The following is a 25,729-nucleotide window of genomic DNA, read 5'->3' as shown; positions in this document are numbered from 1 at the left end:
TTCATCTAGCCCGAGGAGGGCTGTGACGTGGACGGGTACTCCCAGATCGTCTCCTCCGTCGCCGCCGAGCTGTTGCCGAAGGTGGCGGAGTTGCGGACCGACCGGGGGAGCGGGTCGGCCGTCGTGTTCACCGCGGACGGCTTCCTGCTGACCAACGCGCACGTGGTGGGGCGGGCGCGGTCGGGGACCGTGGAGTTCGCGGGAGGCGGATCGGCGGAGTTCGAGGTGGTGGGGGTGGATCAGCTGTCGGATCTCGCGGTGGTCAGGGCGCACGGGGAGACGCCTCCGCCGGCCGCGCTGGGCGACAGTGAAGGGCTGGTGGTGGGGCAACTCGTGGTCGCGGTGGGGAATCCGCTGGGACTCGCGGGTTCGGTGACCGCCGGGGTCGTCTCGGCGCTGGGGCGGTCGCTGCCGGCGCGCAGCGGCTCTGCCGTACGGCTCATCGAGGACGTCATTCAGACCGACGCGGCGCTGAACCCGGGGAACTCGGGTGGGGCGCTGGCCGACTCCGAGGCGCGCGTGGTGGGCGTCAACACGGCGGTGGCGGGGGTCGGGCTCGGGCTGGCGGTTCCGGTGAACGCCACCACACGCGCGATCATCGCCTCGCTGATGCGGGACGGGCGGGTCCGCCGGGCCTACCTGGGGCTGATCACCGCCCCCGCACCGCTGTCCGATCACCTGCGAGGACAGACCGGGCAGGCGACGGCGCTGCGGGTGGGCGACGTGGTACCGGGGTCCCCGGCCGCAAGGGCGGGACTGCGGCCGGGGGATCTGGTGCTGAGCGCGGGGCGGCAGCCGGTGGGGAACGCGCGGAGCCTGCAGCGGCTGATGTTCGCCGAGGCGATCGGACGTCCCCTGCCGATCACGGTGTTCCGGAACGGCGCCCTGGTGGACGTGATCGCGGAGCCGGTGGAACTGGGCCCGCTCTCACAACTCTGATCTACTTTGTAAAGGCGGGATCTTGGCGCAAAATGATCTTTATCATCACGGAACCTAATACCCAGCAAGCTGGAAGTGCCAGATGACCATCACCGGGACGCTGGCGTTGGCCGCTCTCGCCGCCTCGGGCGCCAGGGCGGCCAGGCACCACGGCCAAAGGTCCCAGGGGCCGATCGTCTCGGACGCACTCGGTGTGTCCACCGGCTCGGAGTGTTCCGCCGTCGGCGGGCGGGGTTCCTCGCATCGGCGTACCTGCAGGCCCACCGGAAGGGCGGCGCGCACGTAGTCCCCGATCAAGTGGCGATAGGTGGCCAGGCGTCCAGGTTGCCCGTCCGGCCGGCGTACGGGCGGAACCACGCCCCGGGCCACCCCTTCAGGGTGGATATCTGAGATCACCAGGTGTCCGCCCGGCCGCAACACCCTGGCGAACTCGGCGATCACCGGGTCGAGTTCGGGCACATGCGTCAGTGCCAGGGAGCAGACGACCAAGTCCACGGCGTCGTCGGGAATCGGCAGGTGACGCAGGTCGCCGAGGAGGAATTCGCCCTGCGGCACCCGTTCGTGTGCCCGCGCGAGCATGTCGGGGGAGCTGTCCACGCCGAGGATCCGATGGCCGCGCTCGGCCAGGTAGGCCGCGAACCGGCCGGTGCCGCACGCGGCGTCCAGGGCGACGCCCGCCGACAGGGTGTCGACGATCTCCTTGACCGTGGGCTCGTCGAAGTCGAACGCCGAGTTGGCGGCGCCGTAGCTGGCCGACCAGATTCGGTAACCCTCGACCGTGTCCACGCGAGCGACCTCCACTGCCGCGCTCGCCAGGGACTCGTCGTCGAGCAGCCTTCGGATCTCGGCGATGCGCGCGTCGACGAACTCGCGGTCGTGCTCTCCGGTGAAGGAACGCAACAGGGCGATGCCTTCAAGGCCGAGCAGGTAGGCCAGCGGATGCTCATAGATCACCGGCGTCAGACTAATGACGAAGAATCCGCGAGCGCCACCGAATAACTCCTTGCGCCTGCGGCCTCATCGCTGTCCGGCGAGCCACTCGTCGAAGGTGGTCGGCGCGATGCGGGCGTCGTCGCCGGGCAGCAGCACGTTGCCGGCCATCGCCGTGCCGAACAACGCCGTCCACGTCGGCACCAGCTTCACCGTGCGGCCGCGTGCCTCGTTGGTGCGCCGGGCCATGTCGACGAGGTCGTGAGGCTCGGGCCCGGCGACGTCGACGTGGCGGCCCTGCGGCGCGCCCGCCGCGATCTCGGCGAGGATGTCGGCCACGTCCGCGGGTGCGATCGGCTGCACGAGCAGCGGGGCGATGGTGGCGACGCCGTCCTGCTCGGTCCAGCTCGCCACCATCGCGGCGAAGTCGTGGAACTGGGTGGCCGGGACGATGCTCCACGGCACCGGGCCGGCGGCCACCAGGCGCTCCTGCTCCCGCTTGCCGGCGTAGTGCGCGTTGCCTTCGACCCTGGCGATCGCGGTGATCGAGAGCAGCACGTGGTGACGGACGCCGGCTCGCTTCTCGGCGGCGAGCAGGTTCCCGGTGGCGGTGCTGAAGTACGCGACGGTCTCGGCTCGGTCGGTCGACGGCCCGTTGGTGGCGTCGACGACGACTTCGACACCCGCCAGGGCGTCGTCGAGCCCGTCGCCGGTGGACAGGTCCGTGCCGAGTGAGCGGCTGATGCGCACCACGTCGTGCCCGTCTCGTTCGAGGGCGGCGACGGTGAGGGCCCCGATGTTCCCGGTCGCGCCTGCGACTGCGATCCGCATGATGATCTCTTCTCTCTTGCTGGTGCACGGGACGCTATCACGGACAAAAAAGGTCTGCAATGTCTGCGATAGGCTGGTGCGGTGAAACTGCCTGTGAGTACCGAATGGGTTCTGCACTGCGCCACGACGCTGGCACAGCTCGATCCGGGAAGCACCGCGTCGGCGGCGCAGCTCGCGCAGTACTACGATCTCCCGGCGGCCTATCTCGCCAAGCAGTTGCAGGCGCTCGTCAGAGCCGGCGTGCTGGCCGCGACCACGGGCCCGCGGGGAGGTTTCCGGCTCGCGCGGCCCGTCTCCGAGATCACGCTTCTGCAGATCGTCGAGGCGGTCAACGGCACGTCCTCGCCGTATGAGTGCCGCGAGATACGCCAGCAGGGAAGGGGGGCGCTGCCGCCCGAGGATTGCCGGCGCACCTGCATCCTCGCGGAGAAGATGGGCGAGGCGCACGACGCGTGGCGGCACAGTCTCGCCGGGGTCTCGCTCGCCGACATCCTCGCCGCGCTGCCTCCGTCGGCACCGGCCCGCACCCGATCACGCCTCGCGGGCACGCGCTGACGCCCGCCGCTGTCCGCTGCTCACCTGCCGACGTTTCGGGCATCTTCGGTCAGATGGTCGGAGGCGAAGAGGGGCGCCGCCGAACTGAGCACGGCATGACCCATTGGCCTTGGTCCGGCGTCATCCAGTCGTCTCCTCACGGCGCGCGAGAGCGAACACGGACAGGCGATGGCGCAGACCGCGGCCGACACCAGGAGAGCTCATCAGGCCTTGCTGTCCGCCCCTGGGGCGATCTTCCTGTCCGCTGACACATTTCAACAGCCGCCTCTCCTGCTGCCAAACCTGCACAAAATCGGACGCGCCCTTGCATGTACCACTAGTCGCCTGCATTCGCGGACGAAACCATGGAGGTAGCGGGCCTGCCCAGGGATTGGCGCCGGCCCGGGGGCGCGGTGGGGTGCACGCCGAAAGGTGAAACCGAAGGAGAGTGGCACCATGACCGAGCTCCTGGTCAATACGACAACGATACGCACGCAAATGCAGCCCGCCGTGGCACCGATGCAGGGCACACGATTCTTCGTAGCGTGGGCCGACAGCAGCGACGCCACCATCAAAGGCCGTGTAGTCCGGGCGAACGGCCCGGTATCCGGCCAGGAATTCATCGTCAACAAGCCGACCCCGGTGGGATCGAACATCACCAGGAAGATGCCGGCGGTGAACATCGCGGGCTCAGGCCCCGTCGTGGTGTGGATCGAATCCGCCGTCAACCCGCCGGGCCCGCTCCCGCATGTGAAACTGCAGAGATTCAACACCAGCGCGGACAAGGTCGGGCCCGAGACGCAGGTGAGCACCACCGACATCGACCCGAAGAATCGGCCCTCCGTCACCAATATGATCGACGGGGGCTTTCTCGTCACGTGGACCGACGCACGACAGGATAAGCGGATCCGTGCCCAGCGATTCGGCTTCGACGGCACGAAGACCGGCTCCGAGTTCACCGTCAACACCACCCAAGGGTTCCACCAGGAGCCGCTGGTGAGGCGACTGGTCAACGGGAACTACGTGGTCGTGTGGAGAAGCGACCCCGACCCGCCCGGAGGGGGGCGACTCACCCTGCGCATCTTCGATCTTCAGGGATCGCCGGTGACCGGGGAGGTCACCCCGAACCTGTCCGGGTTCGGTGGTCAGAAGGCCCTCAACCTTCTCGACAACGGACGGTTCGTCATCGCTCACGTACGCGCACTGGGAACCAGCGGCATCGGCGTCTCCAGGAGCAACGTGGAATGGAGGGTGTACGAGCCCGGCGGCGCCTTCGCGAACATCTCGCTGTTCGCCAGCGACGCACAGGGGATCAACTGCTCGGCACCGGCTCTCGCGCCCCTGCCGAGTGGGCGCTTCCTGGTGGCCTGGGTGGAGAAGAGCGCGGAGACCTTCGCCACGGTCCCGCACGTCAAGGCCAAGATTTTCTCCGATAGCCAGGGAGCGGTCGGTCAGGAGGTCCGGGCCAGCGAGTCCCCGGCCGAGGTCCGGTCGGGCACCGCCGCCGCCACGGCCTTCGGTGAGGGCGAAGGCGAGTTCGCCATCGTCACCTGGCACGATGACAGCGAGTCCGGCGGCGACACGTCGGAGTTCGGCGTGCGCGGACGCGTTTACCGCGTTGTTGGTCAGGGACAGCTGACATAGTCCCAGGTGCTCCGCTGGAAGGCCGTGCGACACGGCATCGGCGATGCTTGGCGAGCCGATGGTGTGTACATACGGTAGTCAAGCGTACTCAATGGGTATACGCATCGCGAACATCGAGCGTCCACGGTTCGCAGGAGCGGTGCCAATGGCCGACCCCTACTCGCTGGAGGAGGTACGGCAAGTCGTCGCGGCACATCGTGAAGCGATCATCGACCGCTTCTCCGCCGCAGGCCTCGGCGTGGGCAGGCCCGATCCGGATGGGCCGTATGTCATCACCGTCTACCTCGAGCGCGGCCCCGAGCGCTCCGAACCGATGACCATCGAAGGGGTGCCGGTGCGCCTGCTGGTGACGGGGCCGTTCCGTGCCGAGTCGGGGGAGGGCGATGACCGGCCCCGGCGACGACAGGGACCTCCGGGGCCTCTCGCTGTCCCGGTCCGTACGGCGGGGAGCGCTGGCCAACATTCTCGACGACGTCAACGTCGCGGGGGTCGCCTACGGCCGGCGGACGGCCGGCGGGATGCGCACCGACGAACCCGCCGTGGTGGTCTACGTGCACCGCAAGGTGTCCGAAAGGTTCCTCCCGCCGAGTTTCCTGCTGCCCCGCCGTGTGTACGTCGGCAGAGACCCCATCGAGGTCGACGTCGTGGAGACCGGCCCGTTCTACGCGCTGGGCCCCACGCCACGTCCGCCTCGGAGAAGAGATCTCAGCCCGGCTGTCACGGCGACCGGGTTGTGTCCTACTTCAGGAAACGCCTACTTCAGGAACGCCGCGACGGTGGACACGAATCGGTCGGCGTCGTCGAGCCAGGGGAAGTGTCCGGCTCGGGCCTGAATGACGAGTTCGGCGGCCGGGAACAGCGCGGCGTACTCGGCAATCGTGGGAGGAGGTGCTCCCAGATCGACCTCCCCGGCGAGTAGCAGTACGGGCGCCGCGAAGCCGGCGAGCGCGGTTCGTGTGGCGTCCGGGTCGAAGGCGCCTTGGGCGCCGAAGGCCGCCATGACCTCCGTGTTCTGCTGTCGCGCATCAGCCGCCTGATGGGCCTGCGCCGTCTCGTCCCAGCGGCCGTAGGAGAACGGCGCGATGGCCTGCCGGCTGTCGTTCGTGGCCCTGCCAGTCGTGATCGCTTCGAGGGCCGCGAACGCCTCCGGGAACCACGACTCGTCTCGGCGCAGCTGAGCCGTCTCGCGCCGGAGGTCGCCTGTGATCGCGATGCCGACGGCCCGGACACTCGGCGTGATCAGCGCGAGTCTGCTGACGCGCTGCGCGTGGCGGGCCGCATACTGCGCGGCCAGGTTCGCGCCGGCGCAGTGCGCGAGCAGGTCCATCCGGTCCAGGCTCAGGTGCGCGCGCAGCGCCTCCACATCATCGATGAGCCGGTCACAACGATAGGACGCGGTGTCCTCGGGTGTCGCGGATTGGCCGGTGCCCCGCGGGTCCAGCATGATCAACTGCCGGTGCGCGGACAGGCCGCCCAGGTCGCCGAGGTAGGTGGAGGCCGTCGGCCCGCCGGGCAGGCAGACCACCGGTGGACCGTCCCCGGACACGTGGTAGGCCAGCTTGGTGCCGTCGTAAGAGGTGAAGAATCCCATGCCAGGCAGCCTGGGGGTGACGACGCTGCGACGGCTATCGTTTAGCCACAGCTACATGATGGGGCGGCACGGATGGCGGTCGAGATCAGGTTCACCGCGGCGGCGGTCGCCAAGGTGCGATTCGCCGTCTCGCCGCTGGGGGAGACGGTGCTCGCGCTCCGGATCCTGTTGGGCACGGGTGGGCATGCGGTGCACCGGCCGTGGGTGCGCAGGGCGCGGCCGCTGCTTGCGGACGAGCGTGAGCTGCCGCTGCTGCGGGCACTGATCGCCGGACCGATGCCGTCGTTTCTGTTCCCGGCGCCGGAGGAGCGGCTGCCTTCGATGACGACGGAGCTGGACCTGCTGCGGGCCACGGGGGAGGACTTCTACCGGCGCGAGTACGGCGCGGTCCTCGGCGTACCCGCCGAGGAGGTTCCCGAGCCGGCAGCGGTGCTGCCGCGACTGGCGCAGGCGCTCCACCGCTGCCACGAGCTGCTGATCGCCCCGCAGTGGGGCCGGATGCGCTCGGTGCTGGACGCCGACCTGGCCAAGCGGGCGCTCACCCTGGTGGACGGCGGAGTGCAGGCGCTGTTCGCCGAGCTGCACCGGGATATCGCCTGGGACGGCGGCCAGTTGGTGGTGCACGGCCGGCGCACCCCTCATGCCGTCTACACGGTGGACCCCGGTGGACATGGACTGGTCCTGCTGCCCAGCGTCTTCAACTGGCCGAACGTGGGCGTCGACAAGTCCCCGGTCGCGGCCGCGTCGATCCGCTATCCGGCGGTGGGCGTCGGCCTGCTCTGGGAGGCGCCCCCGCCGGCGCCGGCGGGCCTGGCCTCGGTGCTGGGCCGTACGAGGACGGCGCTGCTCGTCGCCTTGGCCGAACCTTTGACGACCGCGGCCCTGGCGACCCGCCTGGGCATCACCCCGAGCGCGGTCTCGCAGCACCTGGGCGCACTGCGAGGGGCGGGTCTGGTATCGACGCGACGCAACGGCCGGACGGCGCTTCACCTGCGCACGGAACGAGCGGCCCAGCTGTTGGGCACCTCAGCCCGGGGGTCTTCTCCGTACGTGACCCCAGCCCCAAAGTAGCTCTGGGCAATCCCCTGTGACACGAGGTCACCGACGTCGGGCAGCCGGTCGGTAGGACGCCTCCGGTGTTGCCGCCGCTCCTGACGCGTGCCCGATTCTCCTGGCGGCGCGCCGGCTACACGAGCGTCCCGCCGGAGACGTCCAGGTGGTGCCCGGTCACGTACCGGCTGTCGTCCGAGGCCAGGAAGGCCACCGTGTCGGCGACGTCCTCCGGCGTGCCCAGCCGGCCCAGCGGCGACAGGGATGACAGCCAGGCCAGCGCCTCGCCGACCAGGCGGCCCTGGTGCATGTCGGTGTCGATGACCCCGGGCGCCACGGTGTTGACGGTGATGCCGCGCGAGCCCAGTTGCTTGGCGAGTGTCGAGGTGAGCACGTCGAGTGCCGCCTTGGACATGGCGTAGTCGATCGCCGAGGGCATGGCCATGCCTCGCGTCAGCATCGTGCCGATCGTGATGATCCGGCCGCCGTCTCGCAGCCGCGGCAGGCCGAGCTGGGTGATGAAGAACGGGGCTGTGCTGTTGACCGCGAACAGCCGCTCGAAGCCCTCCCTGGTAACGCCCGCGATCTCGGCCTGGCCGCCGAGGATTCCCGCGTTGTTGACCAGGACGTCCAGGCCGTCGGCGTGCGCGTCGAACGCGGCCCACAGTGCTTCGGCGTCTCCGGGCACGCCCAGCTCGGCCTGGACGGCGAAGGCCTGCCCGCCTGCCGTTTCGATGGCCGCGACCGTGTCTTTGGCGGCCGTGTGGTTGCTGCCGTAGTGCACGGCGACGCGGGCGCCCTGTCGCGCCAGCCGGGTGGCGATGGCCCGGCCGATTCCCCTGCTCGCGCCGGTCACCAGCGCTGTCTTGCCGGTCAAAGTCGTCATGATCACGTCTTTCTGTTAAACGGTGGTGGCCTTGGGCTCGGTCCACACGTCCCCAATTCGCGTACTGCGTACTCGAAATGAACCATAGCCATTCAGGTACGATGTACGCAAACAGAGGGGGTGCAGATGCCCGACGAGGAACCGACCAGCATCTGGATGCTCCCGGAACGCCAGGAGCGTTCCGGGCCTGGGCGACGGCCCGGCTACAGCCGCGAGCAGGTCACCCGGACGGCGGTCCAGATCGCCGACGCCGAAGGCGTGGAGGCCGCAACCATGCGCCGGATCGCGTGCGAGCTGGGCACCGGCGCCATGTCGCTCTACCGGTACGTACCGAAACGCGATGACCTGTTCGACCTCATGATCGACATGGTGATGGGCGAGATCGAGCTCCCGGACGGCACGTCCGGCGACTGGCGCGCCGATCTCTCGCTGGTCGCCCACCAGATCCGTGCCGCGGGCCTACGCCATTCCTGGCTGATCGCGCTGCTCACGAGCCGTCCGACCCTGGGCCCCCAACTGCTGCGCGTGCACGAGTTCGCGCTCAGCGCACTCGACCGGCGCGGCCTGGACATCGACGACATCACTGGCTTCGTCGGCATGCTGAGCGACTATGTTCACGGCGCGATCCGCCGCGAGATCGGCTGGCTGGAGGAGGCCCGCCGTACCGGCTTGGATCCGGAACGATGGAAGCGGGACTACATCGGGCCGTACGTGCGACAGGTCGTCGAATCGGGCGCCCATCCGCTGTTCAACCGCTCCCTGTTGGAATCCCGCACCGCGCACCTCCCTCCCGCGGAGCGCTTCCAGTACGGGCTGGATCGCGTGCTCAACGGGATCGGCGCGCACATCACATCAGACATCTCTCGTTGATCGAGATGGACTCGCTTCCGATCTCTTCAACAAGTCGTCGTGGGTTGGGGCACCGGCGCTCGGGCACCACTTGCTGGTTCTGAGTCACTGCCGTCGCCTGACGTCCCGGCCTGCACAGCTTGGCCAGCCGGCCTCAGCGGCCGAGCACGGCTGGCACGTGCCCGAGGTCCTCTGATACCTCTTCAGGTCGTGGTGGCCGGTTCGGAGGCGGCAAGGTCTTCGTTGCGCATGCGGAGCGGCTTGCTCTTCGACATGCGCCGCAGGAACCAGGTGTTGCCCATGAGCAAGCGGGGCAGAGCATCGCTTTGGCCGCGGCGGACGTCGAGCCGGCTACTCCGCCATTTTGAGGTGGCGGTCCAGGTCGTCGAGGGTCAGCGGCTGCCGGCGCAGCGGCTCGGAGGCGTCCAGCGCCGTGGCGTGGAGGCTGCCGAGGAGCAGCTCCAGTTGCTGGTCGGTGATCAGCTCGTTCAGCTCGGCGCCGATGACGGGCAGCGGGCGGGACAGCTTGATGACGCCGAGCCAGATGTCGATGGGGTTGATGCCTTGGCGGAGCTGCCCGTCCCGCTGGGCGGCGCGGGTGAGCTGTTCCATCTGCTCGTAGAGCTGGTTGCGTCGCGTCTTCAGCGTTCCCCCCTCGCTGCGCGCGTCCTCCTCCAGGCCGGGGAGCAGCACCGGCATGATGACGTTGAGCCGCAACTCCACGAGGCGGCGTATGAGCTGCGTTAGCGCGCCCCAGGCGTCGGGGTGCGCGGCGGTGGCGCGGTCCAACTCCTCACCGACCAGGGTCAGGTTGTCCAGGGCGACCTGCTGGACGAGCGTGTGGCGGTCGGGGAACCGGCGGTAGAGGGTGGCGATGCCGATGCCGGCGCGGCGGGCGATCTCCTCCAGCGGCGCGTGGATGCCCTGCTCGAGGAAGACCTCGCGGGCCGTGATGATGATCTGCTCGCGGTTGCGACGGGCGTCCGCCCGCAGTCGGGTCGTGTTCTCGGTCAACCGGTACCCATCTCCTTGAGATGTGGAGGGAGCCCCTTCGGTTGTGCTAGCTTACCCTCAGCAGCAAACGAAGGGTTATCCTCCACTTATTAGGGAGAGGCTGATGTCCCAGACCACGACTCCTGAGAGCCGGAGCTTTCCGCTCCCGAGGCAGTGCCCGTTCGCCCCACCGCCGGAGTACGGCCGGCTGCGCGCCGAGGAACCCGTCTCCAAGGCGCGGCTGCCCACCGGCGGCACCGCCTGGCTGGTGACCCGGTATGAGGATGTCCGGACCGTGCTGAGCAGCGCGGTGTTCAGTGCCGACGGCACCCGCCCCGGCTTCCCCACGCTCCTGCCAGGGCAGGCACAGGTCCTGCAGCGCCCGCCGTTCATCCGCATGGACCCGCCGCAGCACAGCTTCTACCGGCGCATGCTCATCCAGGAGTTCACCCTCAAACGCATCAAGACGATGCGGCCCGGCATCCAGGCCACGGTGAACCGGCTGCTCGACGACCTGCTCGCCAGGACCCCGCCGGTGGACCTGGTCGAGGCGTTCGCGCTCCCCGTGTCGTCGCTGGTGATCTGTCAGTTGCTCGGTGTGCCCTACGACGACCACGAGTTCTTCCAGAGCAGGAGCAAGGTCGGCGTGTCAGGGGAGAGCACCGCGGAGCAGTTCGCGGCCGCGTTGGGTGAGCTGCGCGCCTATATGGACGGCCTGATCACCCGCAAGCAGCAGGAGCCCGGCGACGAACTGCTGAGCAAGCTGGTCACCGAGCACCTGGAGCCCGCCGGCGAGCTCCGCCGGGATGAGCTGCTCATGATGTGCCTGATGCTGCTCAACGCGGGCCACGAGACCACGGCGAACATGATCTCGCTGGGCACCGTGGCGCTGCTGGAGCACCCCGACCAGCTCGCCGCCCTGCGGGAGAACCCCGAACTGCTACCCGACATCATCGAAGAACTGCTGCGCTACCTCAGCATCGCCGACCTCGTCACCACCCGGATCGCGGCCGAGGACACCGAGCTCAGCGGCACCCGGATCCGCGCCGGCGAGGGAGTCATCGCCCTGCTGGCCGCGGCCGACTGGGACCCCGCAGCGTTCCCCGAGCCCGAGCGGCTCGACGTTCACCGCGGCAACCGGCACCACGTCGCCTTCGGCTACGGCGTGCACCAGTGCCTCGGGCAGAACCTCGCCCGGGCGGAGCTGGAGGTCGTGTTCTCCACCCTGTTCAGGCGCATCCCCACCCTGCGGGTCGCCGTGCCGGTGGACGAGCTGCCCTACAAGCACGGCAATCTCGCTTACGGCATCCACGAACTGCCCGTCACCTGGTAGGTGGAGCATGCGGATCACCGCCGACACCACCGTCTGCATCAGCGCCGGCATGTGCGCGCTCACCGCGCCGGGGGTCTTCGACCAGGAGGACGATGACGGACTGGTCGCGGTACTCCTGCCGGACCCTCCCGAGGAGCTGCGCGAGACCGCGGCCGAGGCCGTCCGGCTGTGCCCCAGCGGGGCGCTCGACATCAGGTAAGCAAAGAGCAGGCACGAGCCTCGATGATCTGGAAGTTCTCGACGCTTCCTCCTCACCAGGAGAACCTGCACCTGCCCTGCCATCGTGGCTCACCAACCCGCTGCGGGACCGGTTCACCGCGCTGCCGCCCGACCGCCCCGCCGGCTACCACCCCGACCACCCGCTGGGTCGCCACCGGCGACCAGTCGCCGACCAGGTCGTGTTCGACAAGCTCATCCAGGTACTGGCGGTCGGCTGCGGATACCGCGAGATCGCCGACGCGACCTGCCCGACGGCCAACGAGCCGCCCTGCCGTCGAACGGCGAACGGTGCGAGCAGAGCTGGAAGCGGGAAGCTGATTGCGCAGCTCAGGACCTGTTTGGCGGCTGGTGTCACGTTGGTCAAGGGCACCCCGATTTCTCCGACTACGCCCGCGAAACCGCGGCCACCGGCGTCTGGAACGCCTGACCGCCGCGTTCTCCGAGACTCAGCTCAACGAATCGACGAACAACAGGAAGGGACGAGCATGTCTGGTCCGCAGGACAAGGTAGTGATCGTGACGGGTGGCGCCCGCGGGATCGGTGCGGCCGTGGCCACCCGCATGGCTCGGGACAGAGCCAAGGTGGTGGTCACCGACCTGTTCGACGAACAGGGTGCGAAGACCGTCTCCGAGATCCGGGGCCTGTTCCTCCGCCACGATGTGACCAGCGAGGATGACTGGAAGAGCGTGGTGGAGGCGACCGTCGAGCGCTACGTGTAAGTTCCGGCGGTATATGGCCGGGAATCTCCGAGCTATTTGGCCAGACAAGATCTCTTGACGGCAAAAGTCAGGCCCCGCCTTGGCGGGGCCTGGGGTTCTCGGGTGTGGTGGGTGGTCGCGGGTTCGAGGCGGGGGCCTCACATGACCCCGATGATCCCGTTCGGAGTGTTCCCGCTCCGCTCACGAAACTCGCCGGCAGTTAAGAGTTATGCGCGGTCGCCGGCAGGGGCGACCGGCTGTCGCCAGTGTGGCAGGCAGGCCCTCGCAAGACGCTCCTAGCCACAAGGGCTGGCTGCGGAGGCGGCGGACAGCAAGATCAGTGCGGCTTGGCGGGCATGCTCACCCGCGCCGACGCTGTCGTGGTGCGCGGCGACGACGGTCGCGCCCTCGACCAGCATCAACAGCTGCCGCCCCAGGACTGGTGGATTGGCGGCTCCGGCGCCCTCGGCGATGCCGGTCAGCAGCTCGAGGTAGCCGTCAAGATGGCGCACGGTGATGGTGCGTACGGGCTCGACGTGGTGCTGAGCGGCCGCGTTCAGCATCGCGCAGCCGCGGAAGACCGGATCGTCGTACCACAGCTGGAGGGCGTCGAACACGGCGGCGAGCTGGTCGCGGGGGTCGTCGCCAGCGGCTTCGACGGCCGCGGTCAGCCATTGCGTGACCCGCTCACTGCGCTGCCGGAGCATGACCTCGACTAGGCCCTCCTTGGTGCCGAAGTGCCGGTAGAGCGTCTCCTTCGACACGCCGATGCGGGTGCACAGCTCGGCGACGCCGATGCCGTCGAGCCCGCGCTCGTACAGCACCGCGGTGGCTGCTTCGACGATGGTGGCGCGGGTGCGTGCGGGGTCGATCGTCGAGCCTTTGGCGACTGGCATGCATAGATGGTACCGCTCGGTCCGATCCGATGCTAACGTGTCTGATCATACCGATCGGTTCGATCTCGGGAGTTCTTTCATGTTTGACTCGTTGGTCGCAGACCCGCCGGGCGACCCTGACTTTCCGGCCACCACACCGGCGCTGACGTTCGACAGCGGGGGCGCGTCCTTGCTCGGTGTGTTGCACGTGCCTGCAGGCCGAGGGCCGCACCCTGTCGTCGTGCTGCTGCACGGATTCCCCGGCAACGAACGCAATTTCGATCTCGCACAAGTGCTGCGCCGTGCGGGCTACGCGTCCTTGGTGTTCCACTATCGCGGTTCGTGGGGCGTCGGCGGCTCGTGGTCGTGGGGCCACGTGCTGGAGGACACGGCAGCAGTCGTAGCCGGCCTGCGCGATGAGGAGCTTGCAGCCGCCCACCGGCTTGATCCGCGGCGGTTGGTGCTGATCGGCCATAGCATGGGCGGCTTCGCCGCGTTGATGACCGCGGCGACCGAACCGTCCGTCGCCGCGGTCGCCTCGGTGGCTGGGTTCGACTTCGGTACGGTAGCGGCGCTCTGCCGTGCCAACCCGAGTGTCCGAGCGAGTTATGTCGAGGCGTTCACCGGCGAACTGGGTCCCCTCCGGGGCACCAGCGGGGAGGCGCTGGTCAGCGAGATGGAGGCGGCCGGCGACTCGTGGCGGCTGGCCGGGCTCGCGCCGCTGCTGGCGGAGCGCTCGGTGCTCCTGATCGGCACGGGCCTCGACACCGTCACCCCGTATGACGTGCATCACGAACCGGTCGTCACGGCGTACCAGGCGCAGCCCGTCGGATACCTCGAACATCATCTCTTCGCGACCGACCACGCGTTGTCAGACCATCGCGTGACCCTGGCACGTACGATCTTGAGCTTCCTGGCACGGTGCCCATGAGGCAGGCGCAGTGGCAGGCGCTGCGGTTGGCTCTCGGCACCGCTTCGGCGCTCGGGCTGGCCCGCTTCGCCTACGGGCTGCTCCTGCCGGCCATGCGTGACGATCTGCACTGGACCTTGTCCGAAGCCGGGACGATGAGCACCGCCAACGGGCTCGGCTACCTGCTCGGCGCGCTGCTGACCGCCGTCGCCGTCCGCCGGATGGGCGCCGCCGCCACCTTCCGCTGGGGCATGATCCTCATCGCGGTGTCGCTGGCCGCCACCGCCGCCAGCGACCACATCCTGGCGCTGCTGGCCACGCGAGCCGCGGCCGGGGTGGCGGGAGCCGCGGTGTTCATCACCGGTGGTGTGATCGCATCGCGCATAGCCATGCGCGCAGCCTCCGACTCGCCCATCACCATCTATTTCGCGGGCACTGGCTTGGGTATCGTCTTCAGCGGCGTCACCATCCCGCCGCTGGCCGAGCACTGGCGCCCTGCCTGGCTTGGCCTGAGCGTCGCCGCCGCTCTGGCAACGCTGATCAGCTGGCGCGCAGCCCATACCCGTGAGGAAGCGACGGCCGTCGGCGCCGGCCGGGCGCATGTGCGCCCGCTGTGGGGGATCGCCTTGGCCTACCTGCTGTTCGCCGCCGGGTACATCACCTACATCACGTTCCTGTCCGCCTACCTCGCCGATCGGCACGCCCCGCTCGGGCAGGTGGTGCTGACTTGGACAGCTCTGGGACTGGCCGTCGTGGCGGCACCCGCGTTGTGGAGCCGCCCGATCGCACGCTGGCCGGGCACCCGGGCCCTGACCATCCTGCTCGGCCTGCTGGCCGGCGGCGCGGCGCTGGCCCTGGCCGCGCCTGCACCCCCGGTCATCCTCGCCTCCGCGGTCGTCTACGGGGCGACGTTCATGGGCGTCCCCGCCGCCGTCACCACGCTCATCAGGGCGAACACCCTACCCGCCGACTGGACCGCCACGCTGGCGGTCTTCACCATGCTGTTCGCGGCCGGCCAGACGGCCGGCCCCTGGCTAGCCGGACTGCTCGCCGATCACACCTCGACCAACGCGACCCTGGCGTGGACCGCGGCCCTGTGCGCCGCGGCGGCTCTGATCGCCACGATCGCGGGCCGCTCGCGCCTCTCCGCAGCGTCCCAGCCGAGTGTCATCGAGACGAACGCCTGACCCGGGCGCCCGCACCAAGAGACCAATGTCCAACAAACGATAAGGAGCACGGCAATGGCCACCTACCTCCTCATCCCCGGCATGTGCCACGGTGGCTGGTGTTTCGACGGACTCACCCAACCGCTCCGCGACCACGGAGACCGCGTCTACCCGCTGACGCTGACCGGGCTCAGCGAACGCGCCCACCTGCTGCAGGGCACCGTGAACCTCGACACGCACATCCAGGACGTGACCGGTGTCCTGGAAGCCGAGAACATCCACGACGCCGTGCTGGTCGGCCACAGCTACGGGGGAATGGTGATCACGGGGGTCGCCGACCGCATGCCCGACCGCGTGACCGCCATGGTGTACCTGGACGCCATGGTGCCGGAGAACGGTGACTCCTGCTGGAGCCTGGTCTCTGATCGAGAACGGCAGTGGTACGCGGACGTGGTGGAGAGCGGGTACGCGGTGCGACCACTGCCGTTCTTCGACGCCCGGGCCACGCCCCACCCGCTCGCCTCGCTGCTCCAGCCGCTCCGGCTCACCGGCAATCTCGCACAGATCCGGCGCCTGGTCTACGTATACGCGGCGGCGTGGGACGGCGAGTCCCCCTTCACCCCTGTATACCAGCGGCTACGCGAGGACTCCTCGTGGGCGACGCACGCGCTGGACAGCGGGCACAACCTCATGCGGGATGCATCGCAGGACCTGCTGAAGATTCTTTTTGACGCCGCAGAATGTCGGTGATCGCCAAGGATCGGCAGCTCAGACCGGCGTAGCGGGGCCGTTACAACGGGGCAACGAACAGCCTTGACGCCGACGAGCGTTCGGTTGCTGCCAACACCCCGCTGCCGTGCTCACCTTGCAAACCAACCTCCGCGTCTCACATTTTCACGCTACGGCCGGGTGGACGGCCTGGTCAACAACGCCGGGATCGCCGTGGGGGCACCTCTCGAGAGCGAGACGCTGGAGCAGTTCGAACGGGTGCTGAAAGTCAACCTGATCGGGGTGTTCCTCGGGCTGAAGGCGGTCATCGAAGCGATGCGGGCGGCCGGCGGCGGCTCGATCGTCAGCATCGCCTCCATTGCAGGACTGATCGGGCTTCCTGGGGTCGCGGGGTACGGGGCGTCCAAGTGGGGCGTCCGCGGCCCGACCAAGATCGCCGCGACGGAAATGGGCCGCCATCGGATTCGAGTCAACGCCGTGAACCCGGGCGTGATCTACACCCCGATGACCATGGAGCGTGACGCGCAGCTGGGAGAGGGCAACTTCCCGTCGGCCCCGCTGGGCCGGATCGGCGCCCCGGAGGAGATCGGCGAGGCAGTGTCCTTCCTCATCTCTGACGCGGCTTCGTATATGACCGGTGCGGAAATCACGGTGGACGGCGACCGGACGTCCGGACAGGCCATGATGACGCGGCCCCTCGACACCACCGACGGGACCGCCCCTGACCCTTGGGTTCAAGTCAATTCCCTTTAGGTCGGGTCGCCCGGGGGAGTCGCATCTCCGGGCGACCCGACCTAAGAAGCCGAACAGGATGCGGCCCGGGCCGGTGGGGTCGTAGATGCCGGGCAGCGGCCCGGCGAGCATCCCCAGCACCAGGCCGTGCGCCGCCCCTTCGTGATCGGCTCCTGCTTCCGCAGATGCGCGGGCAGGGTGAGTGGGGCGGGCGGCCAAGCTCGGCCGGCGGGTCCGCCGGTGACGCTCGCGGTCATGCAGAAACCTCCCAGTCATGGATCCGATGAGGTACTGCCTGCTACGTGGTCTTGCCGCCGCGATCGGCACGGCGACGGCCCGTGACCAACAGGTGTCGCCGGGGTGCGCCGCGGCGGCGATGCGACCGAACGCGGGCCGCTCCAGTGCGGGGGTCTTGGAGGTGATGGCCGGATCCTCGAACAGCAGCACTCCTTCGGCCGGGTGGAAGCCCTCGGCGACGCCTTCGGTTCGGACCAGCAGCCCGGCCTCGGTGAGGATGTGCCGTTGCCGGAGCAGGGACTGGGTCGCGGTGGACGAGCGGGAGTAGACGATCCGCACTGGCGCTCCTGGGGGGAGGACGGAGCCCCGTTCTATCTGTCGGAAAATCCTGTCGTCAATCAGCGCTCGACATTGGCCGCCGAGCGTGGTATTTCATCCCTCGCTGTCTGGTTTTCTGGGGCCGGTCTGCGGCCTGTCGGGAAACCGTCTAATCCCGACGCCCCAGCGAAGACCCCACAGCACGATCAAGACCTACCTGGCGGCTGGGGGCATGTTCGGGAGCGGAGAGCCGTCATGGCCGTCGACGCCGGGCGGGCCGGCGTACTTCGCATGACCGGTTGGATGCCATGGACGACCCCCCACGGTGGAACTCGGGAGAGCCTGGCCTTTGTCCACCGGCCCGTTCATTGTTCGGCGCGTAGCCAGGTGAGGACGGCGAGTACGCGGCGGTTGTCGTCGCTGGCGGGGTCAAGGCCGAGTTTGGTGAAGATGGCGTTGACATGCGTTTCGACGGTCTTACGGCCGAGGTAGAGCCGTTCGGCGATGGCGTTGTTGGAGCGGCCTTCGGCCATGAGGGCCAGGACTTGGCTCTCCCTGTCGGTGAGGCGCCGCAGCGCACCCTGGCCAGGGTTGACCCCGTCGACCAGGGCGGTGACGACGTCGGGGTCGAGGACGGTGCCGCCCTTGGCGAGGCGGCGCAGCGCCTCGAGGAAGTCGTCGACGTCGATGACGCGGTCCTTGAGGAGATAGCCGAGCCGCGCGCCGTTGCGGAACAGGTCAAGGGCTTGTCCTGCGTGGACCCACTGTGACAGCAGCAGGATCGCCAGTTCGGGGTGATCGTGACGGAGCTGGATGGCCGCGCGCAGCCCTTCGTCGGTGTGGGTGGGCGGCATCCTGATGTCGACGATGGCGATGTCGGGCTCGTGGGCGCCGACCGCTTGCAGGAGCGCGTCGGCGGTGCCGACGGTGGCGACGACCTCGAAGCCCGCGTTGGCGAGCAGGCCGGCGATGCCTTCGCGCAGGAGAACACTGTCGTCGGCGATTACGGCGCGCATGGCAGCTCCACCTTGATTCGTGTGCCCGCCCCTTGCGGGCTGATCACGTCAAACCGGCCACCGACGGCGGCCACGCGGTCGCTGAGTCCCTGCAGCCCGCCGCCCGACACCACCGCGGCGCCGCCCCCGCCGTCATCGCGCACGTCCAAGACGATGGTGTCGCCGGCGCGGCGCAGGCTGAGCTGGATCGTGGCGGCCGAGGCGTGTTTGACGGCGTTGGCCAGGGCTTCGCAGGCCACGTACCAGCAGGTCGCCTCGATCGTGGGCGGGAAGCGCTCCGCGGAGACATCGAGGGTCACCCGGAGTGGTAGCCGGGCCGCGGCGGTTCGTAGCGCGACGGCGAGCCCTTCGTCGGTGAGGACGGGCGGCAGGATGCCGCGCGTGAGCTCCCGCAGCTCATCGACGGTGGCGCGTAACTCCTCCACCGCCTCGCCGAGCACCGTGGCGGCACGGTGACTCGTGGAGGTCAGCTCGCGTTGCGCGATGCGCAGCTGCAGGGCCAGCGCGACCAGGCGCTGCTGGGCGCCGTCGTGCAGATCCCGTTCGATGCGCCGCCGTTGGGAGTCTTCGGCGGCCACGATACGGCTGCGTGAGGCGCGCACATCGGCCAGTCTGACGGCGGCGCGGGCGTGCAGGGCGGCGTTCTCCAGCGGGAGAGCGGCGGCGGCCAGCGCGGCCTCGACCAGGCGCGGCTCGTCGGCGAGCCGTGCGTCAAGCTCGACCATCGCCACGACCGAACCCCCGGCGGTCACCTGCCTGCGCACTCGTCCAGGCTGTGGATCGCCGAGGTCGGCGGGGCTGCCGTCCAGGTCGATCAGTTGTCCGTCGTCAACGCAGGCCACGCGCACCGTGGGGTCGTCGACGGCCTTGCGTAACGCGGCGAGCAGGTCGGCCGGGGCGGCGGCGCCCGCGCGAAGCCGCCCCGTGAAGTCGTCCAGGGTCTGCACGGCAAGCCAAGTACGCCGGTCAAAGCGCCGGTCCACGAACGCGCGCACGAGACGCAGGGCCGGGCGGAACACCGCTGCGACCGCGAGGGTCGCCGCCGCCACGGCAATCGAGGAGCTGGAGCGCAGCTGCCCGGTGATGGCGCCCACCCCGACCGCCACCAGGGTGTAGAGGCCGAGCAGCAGCGCGGTGATGGCGGTGTAGGTGACCGTACGGCTGATCAACCGTTGTACGTCGAACAACTGGTGGCGGCGCATGGCCACGGTGATGGCGGCGTAGAACGGCAAAGGCGCGAGCACCGCCAGGACCGTTTTTACCGGTCCCGACACCAGAGCGGCCGCCATCATGATCGTTACCGTGATGCCCAGGCCCCATGCCGCCCACAACAGCTGCGTGCGTTCGATTCCCCGGGCCCGGCGCAGACGCAGCACCACCGCGGCGATACCCACGAGCAGGAACAGCATGCCGAACAGGTCGGCCGCGGCGCTGACCGCCTCCGGCGCGGCCAGCCGCTGGGGCAGCGTGTCGACGCGCCCGCCGACGTACTCGGCGATGACCGCCTCGCGCGACGGCCAGACCACCACGGCGGCGGCCGCACCCGCTGCCGCCCAGCCGACCAGGTAGAGCGCAAGGACGGGCCGCCACCGCTTTGAGGGCAGGTCGCCGGTGGGAAACAGCAGCAGGAACAGCGGCAGCGCCTCCCCCGCCAGGGTGTCCACGGCGAAAGCCGCCGCCAAGGCCGCAGGCGATACGGAGCCCGTCTGCGCCTGCAGAGCGGCCCAGGTGTAGGCGAGGCTGCCGGAGACCAGCAGCCACCCACCTGCCAGCAGCGCCCAGGCGGCCCGATTGGCGGGTTTGTGATCGATGATGACCGCGCACAACACGCTGACGCAGGAACCGCCCGCCACGCCCACGGCCGACACGACACCGGCGACACCATTGGCCATGGCCAGCAACAGGGCGAGTATCCCGAGCAACGCGCCCAGGACACCGGCGATCCAGCCCGACACGCGAAGTACGCCGGCCCGCCCGGCATCGATGGCCATGACCGAATGGTCGCGTGTGTACGCGGCTTGCGGCAACCACGTCATCCAGGAGCCCGCACTCCGGGAAAACCCGGACCCGATCGGCGGGCCACCACCCGTGAACGACCCCCCAGCAACGGCCATCGTTAACGCCATGACCACACAGCACCCTTCCTCCTTTACCAGCGGAGTGAAGCCCCCAAGTTCCTGGACGGCGCCGCCTGGGGACTGACCGCCCTCGGCTTCGCCGCCGCCGCGTTCACCCTGGCCAGGACGGGCGACGACGACTACGAGCCACAGGGGTTCGGTGCCATCCGGTGACCCGGCTGTATCTGTCTACGGCTCTACGCACTTCCGCGCACACCGCGCGGGGTGACTTATGTCCAAAAATCCCCTTAGAAGAAAAGGAAAGTCTCATGCGTAGAATCCACACGCTCGTGGCCGCGGCCCTGGCCGCGGTGGCCCTCACCGCGGGGCTGTCACTCCCGGCTGCCGGGACGGCCCACGCGCTCGCCTCCAAGACCTTCACCTGGAAGACGATGACGACGGGCGACTGCACGATGTTCGAAGGCGCGCGATGGACCCTGTACCCGGACGGCACGGCGACGTTCGACGCCACGGTCACCAGCGGCGGCAACAACGACGCCTGGCTGATGTGGGCGCGAGTCAAGGACGCCAACGGCGCCGTGCTCGGCTCACTGACCAACGCCAACATCCAGGACCCCGCGGACCGGGCCAAGTTCGTCAAGAACCTGCCCAGCCGTACCCAGCGATACCGGTGGTTCGCCTCCGGCCGATTCGACGCCGCCAAGTACCCGCTCATCAAGCGCATGTCGCTGAGCAAGCACTGCTGAGCCGGCAACCGGCACGCCTCATGCCGGTGCTGACCCGCGGCTTCACCAAGGAGCAGAACGTCCCGCCCTCCGGCCGGAGGGCGGGACGTTCTGCTCTCCCGTTCCGGCGCGCGGGCGCAGGCACGCGTGAGCCTGCGTGAGGCCCATCGCATGTTCGACCGCATGGGCGCCGCCGCGTTCGCCACCCGCGCCGCCCGGGTGCTACGCGACCTCGGGGATCGGCCGGTCAGCTCCGCCAGCTCCCCTCTGGACGCCCTGACCTCGCAGGAGGCCCATATCGCCCGACTCGTGGCCACCGGCAGAACCTCCCGCGAAGTGGCCGCCGACCTGTTCCTCAGCCCGCGCACAATCGACAACCACCTGCGCAACATCTACCGCAAACTCGGCATCGGCTCCCGCCGCCAGCTGCGGGAGCTCGACCTCGGCACCTGACCGGCGCGGCCGCGCCGGTCAACCTGGGTCGTTCAACATGGGAGTGATGCACCCAGGCAGCCGGTCCAGCCGTTGCCTAACCTCAGATGTCATGGACAGTGATCGCAACGACTCGCTGGGGAGGTTTCTGCGAGAGCGCCGCGCGCTCGTGCGGCCCGAGCATGCCGGGCTGCCCGCGGACGACCGCCGGCAGGTTCCCGGGCTGCGCCGCGACGAGGTCGCCCACCTGGCCGGCCTCAGCGTCGGCTACTACGCCAGGCTCGAACAGGGGCGCGAGCACCCCACCCGCCAGACCGTGGAAAGCCTGGCCCAGGCGCTGCGCCTGGACGAGCACGCCCTGGTGGAGCTGTATCGGCTGGCCCGGCCCACCGCCGCCCGCCGCCGGCCCGGCCGCGTCGAGCGCGTCGCACCCGAGGTACTGGCCCTGCTCAACGACTGGACGGTGGCCCCGGCCTTCATCCTGGGCTGGTCCGGCGACGTGCTGGTCCGCAACCCGCTGGCGAACGTGCTGCACAACCGCTTCGTCCTCGACGACAACCTGCTGCGCATGATCTTCCTCGACCCGGCAGGACGGCAGTTCTTCCGCGACTGGACCAGCACCGCACGGGCAGCCGTCCACGACCTGCGGCGAGCGGCCCGTCAGACCCCGGACCAGCACCAGCTGCGTGAACTCGTCGGCGAGCTGGCCATCGCCAGCCACGACTTCTGCCTGTTGTGGGCGGCCCCCGAGCCGCGCGGCACGCTCACGCCCGGTACCCGCTTCCATCACCCCGACGTCGGCGACCTGCACCTGCGCACCGAGATCTTCCCCATCGCCAGCCGGCCCGGCCTGCGGCTCATCGCCCACCCGGCCGAGCCGGACTCGCCCTCGGCCCAAGCCCTAGCCCTGCTGGGCACGCTGGCCACCTGATGGGGACCTCAGACGTCTCCCCGCGGGCCGCCAGGGTTGACGGGGGCGACGTTCACCCGGACCAGCACCTGGCCCGGGCCCGGCGACGGCCGGGGCACGTGGACGACCTCCAGCACCTCTGGGCCGCCGTAGCGGCTGAATCTGACTGCTCGGGGCACGCGCACGTCTCCGTTCATCACAAAGGGTCCTTTTGCCGGGCGTCGCCATCGGGGCGTGAGGCCGCGGACATCACCGGACATGGGGGCCTCCCAACAGGGGTGGATCGGGAGATGAGGATGGCAGGGTGCGCTCGCCGCCCGCCTCGGCGGAAGTTATTCAACGAATGCGGCGTTCATGTCTATATGAGTAATTCTCGCCGATGCCGACATCGTCCCTGGTCAGAGAGGCTGTAGCGGTGACGGCGATGGACAGGAGCAGCAGGTGAGGGCGCTGGTCTCCCGCGCGTACGGGCCTGTGAAGGAGCTGTCCTACGCCGATGTGCCCGTTCCCGTGCCAGGGCCGGGACAGGTGCTCATCCGCGCCGAGGCCGCGGGGCTGAACACGATCGACGTCAAGCTGGTCACGGGCGCGATGCGTGGAGCCACCCGGTCGCGCACCCGTTCGTGCCGGGCGTCGACATCACGGGCGTGGTGACCCGGGTGGGCGAGGGGGCCACGCGGTTCGCGGTCGGCGAGCCCGTCCTGGTCTGGAACGGCGTCCGCTCCGGCGCGCTGGCCGAATACGTCATCGTCGACTCCGGGCCCGCCAGCGCGCGACGGCCCGACGGCCTCGACCCGCAGCGGGCGGCGGCGCTGCCGACGGGCGCGCTGACAGCCATCGTTCTCTCATCGAGGCTGCCGTGCTCGGCCCGGGCATGACCGTTCTCATCGTCGGCGCCGCCGGCGGCCTCGGCTTCTACGCCGTGCAACTGGCCACGCAGGCCGGAGCGCGCGTCATCGCCACCGGCCGCGCCACGCAGTTCGCTCTCCTGCGCGGCCTCGGCGCCGACGCGGTGATCGACCACACCGCGGCGGAGGTCGCGCCTCAACTGCTGAACCTGGTCCAGGACGGCGCCGACGTCGTGATCGACCTCGCCAACGCCGGGCCCCGACTCGAACGCAGCGCCGACGCAGCACGAACGGGTGGCCGGCTGGTGTCCCCGCTCGGCGGCCCGTCCAGCTTCGCCCGCGGCGTGCAGGCCATCTACGCTGGCACCGCGCCCGTGCCGGGACGGCTGGACGCGCTCGCCGAGCAGGCGGCACGGGGCGCCCTGCGGATCGTGATCGGCGCCACCTACGACTTCGCCGACGCCCGCCAGGCGCTCATCGACTTGGCCACGCGAGCACAGCCAGGGAAAGGTGACCATCACCTTCTGACGGTTCCGCACGTTGAAAGGACGGACATGACAGCCCGCACGAGCCCGCTCGCCATGGTCATGCAGGCCGCGCCGATCGAGAGCCCGGCCGAGGAGACGGCATGACCGGGACCCCGCTGGGCGACTTCCTGCGCGCCCGCCGTGGAGCTCTCAAGCCGCAGGACATCGGCCTGCCTGAGTACGGCCGCCGCCGGGTCAAAGGCCTGCGCCGTGAAGAGGTGGCGATGCTGGCCGGCATGAGCAGCGACTACTACGTGCGACTGGAACAGGGCCGCGAGTCCAGCCCCTCCCCGCAGGTCGTCGACGCGGTGGCGCGGGCCCTGCGCCTGGACGAGGCCGCCACCGAGCACCTGTGGCGGCTGGTCCAGCCACCGGAGTCGCGCACCTGGCGGCGCGCGCGGGACACCACCGTCAACCCGCAACTGCTGCAGCTCATGGACGGCTGGTCCACCTCGCCCGCCTTCGCACATGGCCCCGCGCTGGACATCCTGGCCTGCAACCCCATGGCCGCCGCCCTGCACGAGGGCTTCCACCCGCCCGACAACCTGGCCCGCATGGTGTTCGCCGACCCGGCCGGACGGGAGTTCTACCAGGAGTGGGAACGGGCGGCGCACTCATGCGTGGCGGAGATCCGCGCCGCCTACGGCCATGACCCCGACAATTCGCGCATCGCCGAGGTCGTAGCGGACCTGTCAACCGCCAGTGACGAGTTCGCCGAGCTGTGGGGCCGCCACGACGTCAAACCCAAGACCCAGGAAGGCAAGCACCTGCGCCATCCGGTCGTGGGAGACCTGCACATCCTGTTCTCGGCCTTCACCGTCAACGGGGCGCCGCACCAGCAACTCGTCGTCTATCAGGCCGAGCCCGCCTCACCCACCGCGCAGGCGTTCGAACGGTTGCGCGCCCGCGCCGACGACGCGCTGTCCAAGGCGATGCAGGACGCGGATCAGGCACTGACAGCACGAGCCGACTGACACGACGACACGGCCGGCACCTGGTGAATCGATGGCGGTGACGCCGTACCACTTCAGGGTCGCCAGGCGGTCCTGCGGGGACTCCTCACGGAGTCCATCGGATGCGGCAACACGATCAGTGCAGCAAATACTCCTCCTGCAACGCCGCTGCGACCTGCGGTCAAGCTGCTACTTCGCCCCTGGCCGTAGCTTCGGGAGTTCGAGGCCGAGAAGGCCCAGAGTTCACGCGAACTGAAGGTTCTTCGGCGTCGGCGTCGGCCGGTTCCATCGACCACAACGGTCGGCCGAGCCATGCCCGGACCTGCTCGATGTGGATCACCTCAGAGCTGATCGTGGCGTCTGACAGGCCAGCAGCCGCACGCGCGAGCACGAACCCGGCCAGCACGTCGGTCTCGAACTCAACCAGCTCTTCAGGGCCGACCGGGGCACGCGCCTCACGGAGGTCTCGCACGACGGACAGGCTCAACTCGCGCCTCCTCGCCTTCATCGGCGATGTCAGACGATCGAGGAGAACGATAGACCTTCAGAATCTCTGAAGTCTCGTCAACTTCGGAAACTCCAGGAGTCCCAAGCAGAAGGTGCAGGTCCAGGAACTAGTCAAGCCATAGGGACCTCAAGGAACCCAAGAGTTATCTCTTACACGACCATGCAAGAGGCCGGGGCCATGCCCCAGCCTCTTCTTGTGCGCAGCCGATCCGCCGCACGGCCCGGTTCCTAGGTATGACACTCCCAGGAATTTCGCGACCTTCTTCCGC

General features: G+C 69.3%; 30 protein-coding genes. 20 read left to right on the top strand and 10 right to left on the bottom strand.

Annotation, left to right across the window (positions count from 1 at the left end):
- Window positions 1–27 precede the first annotated feature (27 nt).
- Complete coding sequence (locus tag MBA17_RS49310; RefSeq protein ID WP_455432730.1) at window positions 28–939, top strand: S1C family serine protease; 912 nt, start codon at window positions 28–30, stop codon at window positions 937–939.
- A 54-nt stretch (window positions 940–993) separates the two neighbouring features.
- On the opposite strand, the gene MBA17_RS10085 is transcribed toward MBA17_RS49310, so the two are convergent.
- Both MBA17_RS10085 and MBA17_RS10080 read right to left on the bottom strand, forming a co-directional pair.
- Window positions 994–1,893, bottom strand: coding sequence for a class I SAM-dependent methyltransferase (locus MBA17_RS10085; protein WP_238496058.1), 900 nt, complete (start codon window positions 1,891–1,893; stop codon window positions 994–996).
- Between the two features lie 63 nt (window positions 1,894–1,956).
- Window positions 1,957–2,700, bottom strand: coding sequence for an SDR family oxidoreductase (locus MBA17_RS10080; protein ID WP_238496057.1), 744 nt, complete (start codon window positions 2,698–2,700; stop codon window positions 1,957–1,959).
- 81 nt (window positions 2,701–2,781) lie between these two features.
- On the opposite strand from MBA17_RS10080, the gene MBA17_RS10075 reads away from it, so the two are divergent.
- The 3 genes from MBA17_RS10075 to MBA17_RS10065 all read left to right on the top strand — a co-directional run bounded on the left by MBA17_RS10075 (window position 2,782) and on the right by MBA17_RS10065 (window position 5,711).
- A complete protein-coding gene (locus MBA17_RS10075) occupies window positions 2,782–3,255 on the top strand; it encodes an RrF2 family transcriptional regulator (RefSeq protein WP_238496056.1) in 474 nt (157 codons plus the stop codon).
- A 435-nt stretch (window positions 3,256–3,690) separates the two neighbouring features.
- A complete protein-coding gene (locus MBA17_RS10070) occupies window positions 3,691–4,878 on the top strand; it encodes a hypothetical protein (RefSeq protein ID WP_238496055.1) in 1,188 nt (395 codons plus the stop codon).
- Between the two features lie 383 nt (window positions 4,879–5,261).
- On the top strand, window positions 5,262–5,711 hold the full coding sequence (locus MBA17_RS10065; protein WP_238496054.1) for a hypothetical protein: 450 nt from the start codon (window positions 5,262–5,264) through the stop codon (window positions 5,709–5,711).
- On the opposite strand, the gene MBA17_RS10060 is transcribed toward MBA17_RS10065, so the two are convergent.
- The gene (locus tag MBA17_RS10060) at window positions 5,633–6,469 is read right to left on the bottom strand and encodes an alpha/beta fold hydrolase (protein ID WP_238496053.1); all 837 of its coding nucleotides are present in this window, start codon (window positions 6,467–6,469) and stop codon (window positions 5,633–5,635) included. The two genes, MBA17_RS10065 and MBA17_RS10060, sit on opposite strands and share 79 nt — an antisense overlap.
- Before the next feature lie 72 nt (window positions 6,470–6,541).
- On the opposite strand from MBA17_RS10060, the gene MBA17_RS10055 reads away from it, so the two are divergent.
- Window positions 6,542–7,540, top strand: a complete 999-nt coding sequence (locus MBA17_RS10055) for an ArsR/SmtB family transcription factor (protein WP_238496052.1) — start codon at window positions 6,542–6,544, stop codon at window positions 7,538–7,540.
- Between the two features lie 115 nt (window positions 7,541–7,655).
- On the opposite strand, the gene MBA17_RS10050 is transcribed toward MBA17_RS10055, so the two are convergent.
- Window positions 7,656–8,405 (bottom strand): SDR family oxidoreductase, encoded by a 750-nt coding sequence (locus tag MBA17_RS10050; RefSeq protein WP_238496051.1) that lies wholly within the window; start codon window positions 8,403–8,405, stop codon window positions 7,656–7,658.
- A gap of 126 nt (window positions 8,406–8,531) precedes the next feature.
- On the opposite strand from MBA17_RS10050, the gene MBA17_RS10045 reads away from it, so the two are divergent.
- Entirely contained in the window at window positions 8,532–9,275 is a 744-nt protein-coding gene (locus tag MBA17_RS10045; protein WP_238496050.1) for a TetR/AcrR family transcriptional regulator, read from the top strand.
- A gap of 330 nt (window positions 9,276–9,605) precedes the next feature.
- On the opposite strand, the gene MBA17_RS10040 is transcribed toward MBA17_RS10045, so the two are convergent.
- Window positions 9,606–10,268: a TetR/AcrR family transcriptional regulator gene (locus tag MBA17_RS10040; RefSeq protein ID WP_238496049.1), complete on the bottom strand. Its 663-nt coding sequence runs from the start codon at window positions 10,266–10,268 to the stop codon at window positions 9,606–9,608.
- A gap of 103 nt (window positions 10,269–10,371) precedes the next feature.
- Here MBA17_RS10040 and MBA17_RS10035 point away from each other — a divergent pair, with 103 nt between their 5' ends.
- From MBA17_RS10035 to MBA17_RS10025, 3 genes are all read left to right on the top strand, one after another.
- Window positions 10,372–11,580, top strand: coding sequence for a cytochrome P450 (locus tag MBA17_RS10035; protein ID WP_238496048.1), 1,209 nt, complete (start codon window positions 10,372–10,374; stop codon window positions 11,578–11,580).
- A 7-nt stretch (window positions 11,581–11,587) separates the two neighbouring features.
- The gene (locus MBA17_RS10030) at window positions 11,588–11,779 is read left to right on the top strand and encodes a ferredoxin (protein WP_238496047.1); all 192 of its coding nucleotides are present in this window, start codon (window positions 11,588–11,590) and stop codon (window positions 11,777–11,779) included.
- A 505-nt stretch (window positions 11,780–12,284) separates the two neighbouring features.
- Complete coding sequence (locus tag MBA17_RS10025; protein ID WP_238496046.1) at window positions 12,285–12,518, top strand: SDR family NAD(P)-dependent oxidoreductase; 234 nt, start codon at window positions 12,285–12,287, stop codon at window positions 12,516–12,518.
- A gap of 275 nt (window positions 12,519–12,793) precedes the next feature.
- On the opposite strand, the gene MBA17_RS10020 is transcribed toward MBA17_RS10025, so the two are convergent.
- Window positions 12,794–13,393, bottom strand: a complete 600-nt coding sequence (locus MBA17_RS10020; RefSeq protein ID WP_238496045.1) for a TetR/AcrR family transcriptional regulator — start codon at window positions 13,391–13,393, stop codon at window positions 12,794–12,796.
- 79 nt (window positions 13,394–13,472) lie between these two features.
- Between MBA17_RS10020 and MBA17_RS10015 the strand changes: the two genes are divergently transcribed.
- The 4 genes from MBA17_RS10015 (at window position 13,473) to MBA17_RS10000 (ending at window position 16,930) form a co-directional block, all read left to right on the top strand.
- Window positions 13,473–14,303, top strand: coding sequence for an alpha/beta hydrolase family protein (locus MBA17_RS10015; protein WP_274385226.1), 831 nt, complete (start codon window positions 13,473–13,475; stop codon window positions 14,301–14,303).
- Window positions 14,300–15,469 (top strand): YbfB/YjiJ family MFS transporter, encoded by a 1,170-nt coding sequence (locus tag MBA17_RS10010; protein WP_238496043.1) that lies wholly within the window; start codon window positions 14,300–14,302, stop codon window positions 15,467–15,469. The genes MBA17_RS10015 and MBA17_RS10010 overlap by 4 nt, the downstream gene beginning before the upstream one ends.
- Before the next feature lie 54 nt (window positions 15,470–15,523).
- Window positions 15,524–16,198 carry an alpha/beta fold hydrolase gene (locus MBA17_RS10005; protein WP_238496042.1) on the top strand — a complete coding sequence of 225 codons (675 nt, stop codon included), beginning with the start codon at window positions 15,524–15,526 and terminating at the stop codon, window positions 16,196–16,198.
- A gap of 63 nt (window positions 16,199–16,261) precedes the next feature.
- The gene (locus MBA17_RS10000; protein WP_455432729.1) at window positions 16,262–16,930 is read left to right on the top strand and encodes an SDR family oxidoreductase; all 669 of its coding nucleotides are present in this window, start codon (window positions 16,262–16,264) and stop codon (window positions 16,928–16,930) included.
- 899 nt (window positions 16,931–17,829) lie between these two features.
- On the opposite strand, the gene MBA17_RS09995 is transcribed toward MBA17_RS10000, so the two are convergent.
- Both MBA17_RS09995 and MBA17_RS09990 read right to left on the bottom strand, forming a co-directional pair.
- Window positions 17,830–18,480: a LuxR C-terminal-related transcriptional regulator gene (locus MBA17_RS09995; protein WP_238496039.1), complete on the bottom strand. Its 651-nt coding sequence runs from the start codon at window positions 18,478–18,480 to the stop codon at window positions 17,830–17,832.
- On the bottom strand, window positions 18,468–20,471 hold the full coding sequence (locus MBA17_RS09990) for a sensor histidine kinase (RefSeq protein WP_238496038.1): 2,004 nt from the start codon (window positions 20,469–20,471) through the stop codon (window positions 18,468–18,470). Before MBA17_RS09990 ends, MBA17_RS09995 begins: the two co-directional genes overlap by 13 nt.
- A gap of 395 nt (window positions 20,472–20,866) precedes the next feature.
- Here MBA17_RS09990 and MBA17_RS09985 point away from each other — a divergent pair, with 395 nt between their 5' ends.
- The 3 genes from MBA17_RS09985 (at window position 20,867) to MBA17_RS09975 (ending at window position 22,646) form a co-directional block, all read left to right on the top strand.
- Window positions 20,867–21,304, top strand: coding sequence for a DUF6294 family protein (locus MBA17_RS09985; protein ID WP_238496037.1), 438 nt, complete (start codon window positions 20,867–20,869; stop codon window positions 21,302–21,304).
- 126 nt (window positions 21,305–21,430) lie between these two features.
- Window positions 21,431–21,736 carry a LuxR C-terminal-related transcriptional regulator gene (locus MBA17_RS09980; protein WP_238496035.1) on the top strand — a complete coding sequence of 102 codons (306 nt, stop codon included), beginning with the start codon at window positions 21,431–21,433 and terminating at the stop codon, window positions 21,734–21,736.
- A gap of 91 nt (window positions 21,737–21,827) precedes the next feature.
- Window positions 21,828–22,646, top strand: coding sequence for a helix-turn-helix domain-containing protein (locus MBA17_RS09975; RefSeq protein ID WP_238496033.1), 819 nt, complete (start codon window positions 21,828–21,830; stop codon window positions 22,644–22,646).
- A gap of 8 nt (window positions 22,647–22,654) precedes the next feature.
- On the opposite strand, the gene MBA17_RS09970 is transcribed toward MBA17_RS09975, so the two are convergent.
- Complete coding sequence (locus MBA17_RS09970; protein ID WP_238496032.1) at window positions 22,655–22,822, bottom strand: MDR/zinc-dependent alcohol dehydrogenase-like family protein; 168 nt, start codon at window positions 22,820–22,822, stop codon at window positions 22,655–22,657.
- A gap of 244 nt (window positions 22,823–23,066) precedes the next feature.
- On the opposite strand from MBA17_RS09970, the gene MBA17_RS09965 reads away from it, so the two are divergent.
- The 4 genes from MBA17_RS09965 to MBA17_RS09950 are packed head-to-tail and all read left to right on the top strand — an operon-like array spanning window position 23,067 to window position 24,974.
- Window positions 23,067–23,279, top strand: a complete 213-nt coding sequence (locus MBA17_RS09965; RefSeq protein ID WP_238496031.1) for an MDR/zinc-dependent alcohol dehydrogenase-like family protein — start codon at window positions 23,067–23,069, stop codon at window positions 23,277–23,279.
- Window positions 23,249–23,503 carry an MDR/zinc-dependent alcohol dehydrogenase-like family protein gene (locus tag MBA17_RS09960; protein WP_238496030.1) on the top strand — a complete coding sequence of 85 codons (255 nt, stop codon included), beginning with the start codon at window positions 23,249–23,251 and terminating at the stop codon, window positions 23,501–23,503. The genes MBA17_RS09965 and MBA17_RS09960 overlap by 31 nt, the downstream gene beginning before the upstream one ends.
- The gene (locus MBA17_RS09955; RefSeq protein WP_238496029.1) at window positions 23,500–24,105 is read left to right on the top strand and encodes a zinc-binding dehydrogenase; all 606 of its coding nucleotides are present in this window, start codon (window positions 23,500–23,502) and stop codon (window positions 24,103–24,105) included. Before MBA17_RS09960 ends, MBA17_RS09955 begins: the two co-directional genes overlap by 4 nt.
- Window positions 24,102–24,974, top strand: coding sequence for a helix-turn-helix transcriptional regulator (locus MBA17_RS09950; protein WP_238496028.1), 873 nt, complete (start codon window positions 24,102–24,104; stop codon window positions 24,972–24,974). The genes MBA17_RS09955 and MBA17_RS09950 overlap by 4 nt, the downstream gene beginning before the upstream one ends.
- A gap of 160 nt (window positions 24,975–25,134) precedes the next feature.
- Here the strand turns inward: MBA17_RS09950 and MBA17_RS09945 are convergent, their stop codons facing one another.
- Window positions 25,135–25,440, bottom strand: coding sequence for a hypothetical protein (locus tag MBA17_RS09945; RefSeq protein ID WP_238496027.1), 306 nt, complete (start codon window positions 25,438–25,440; stop codon window positions 25,135–25,137).
- Window positions 25,441–25,729 lie beyond the last annotated feature (289 nt).

The organism is Dolomitihabitans soli (genome assembly GCF_022213955.1).
In the GTDB taxonomy this organism is placed as follows: Bacteria; Actinomycetota; Actinomycetes; order Streptosporangiales; family Streptosporangiaceae; genus Streptosporangium_A; species Streptosporangium_A soli.
The sequence above is the reverse complement of the archived record's forward strand: the minus strand, read 5'-3'. Positions and strand labels throughout refer to the sequence as shown.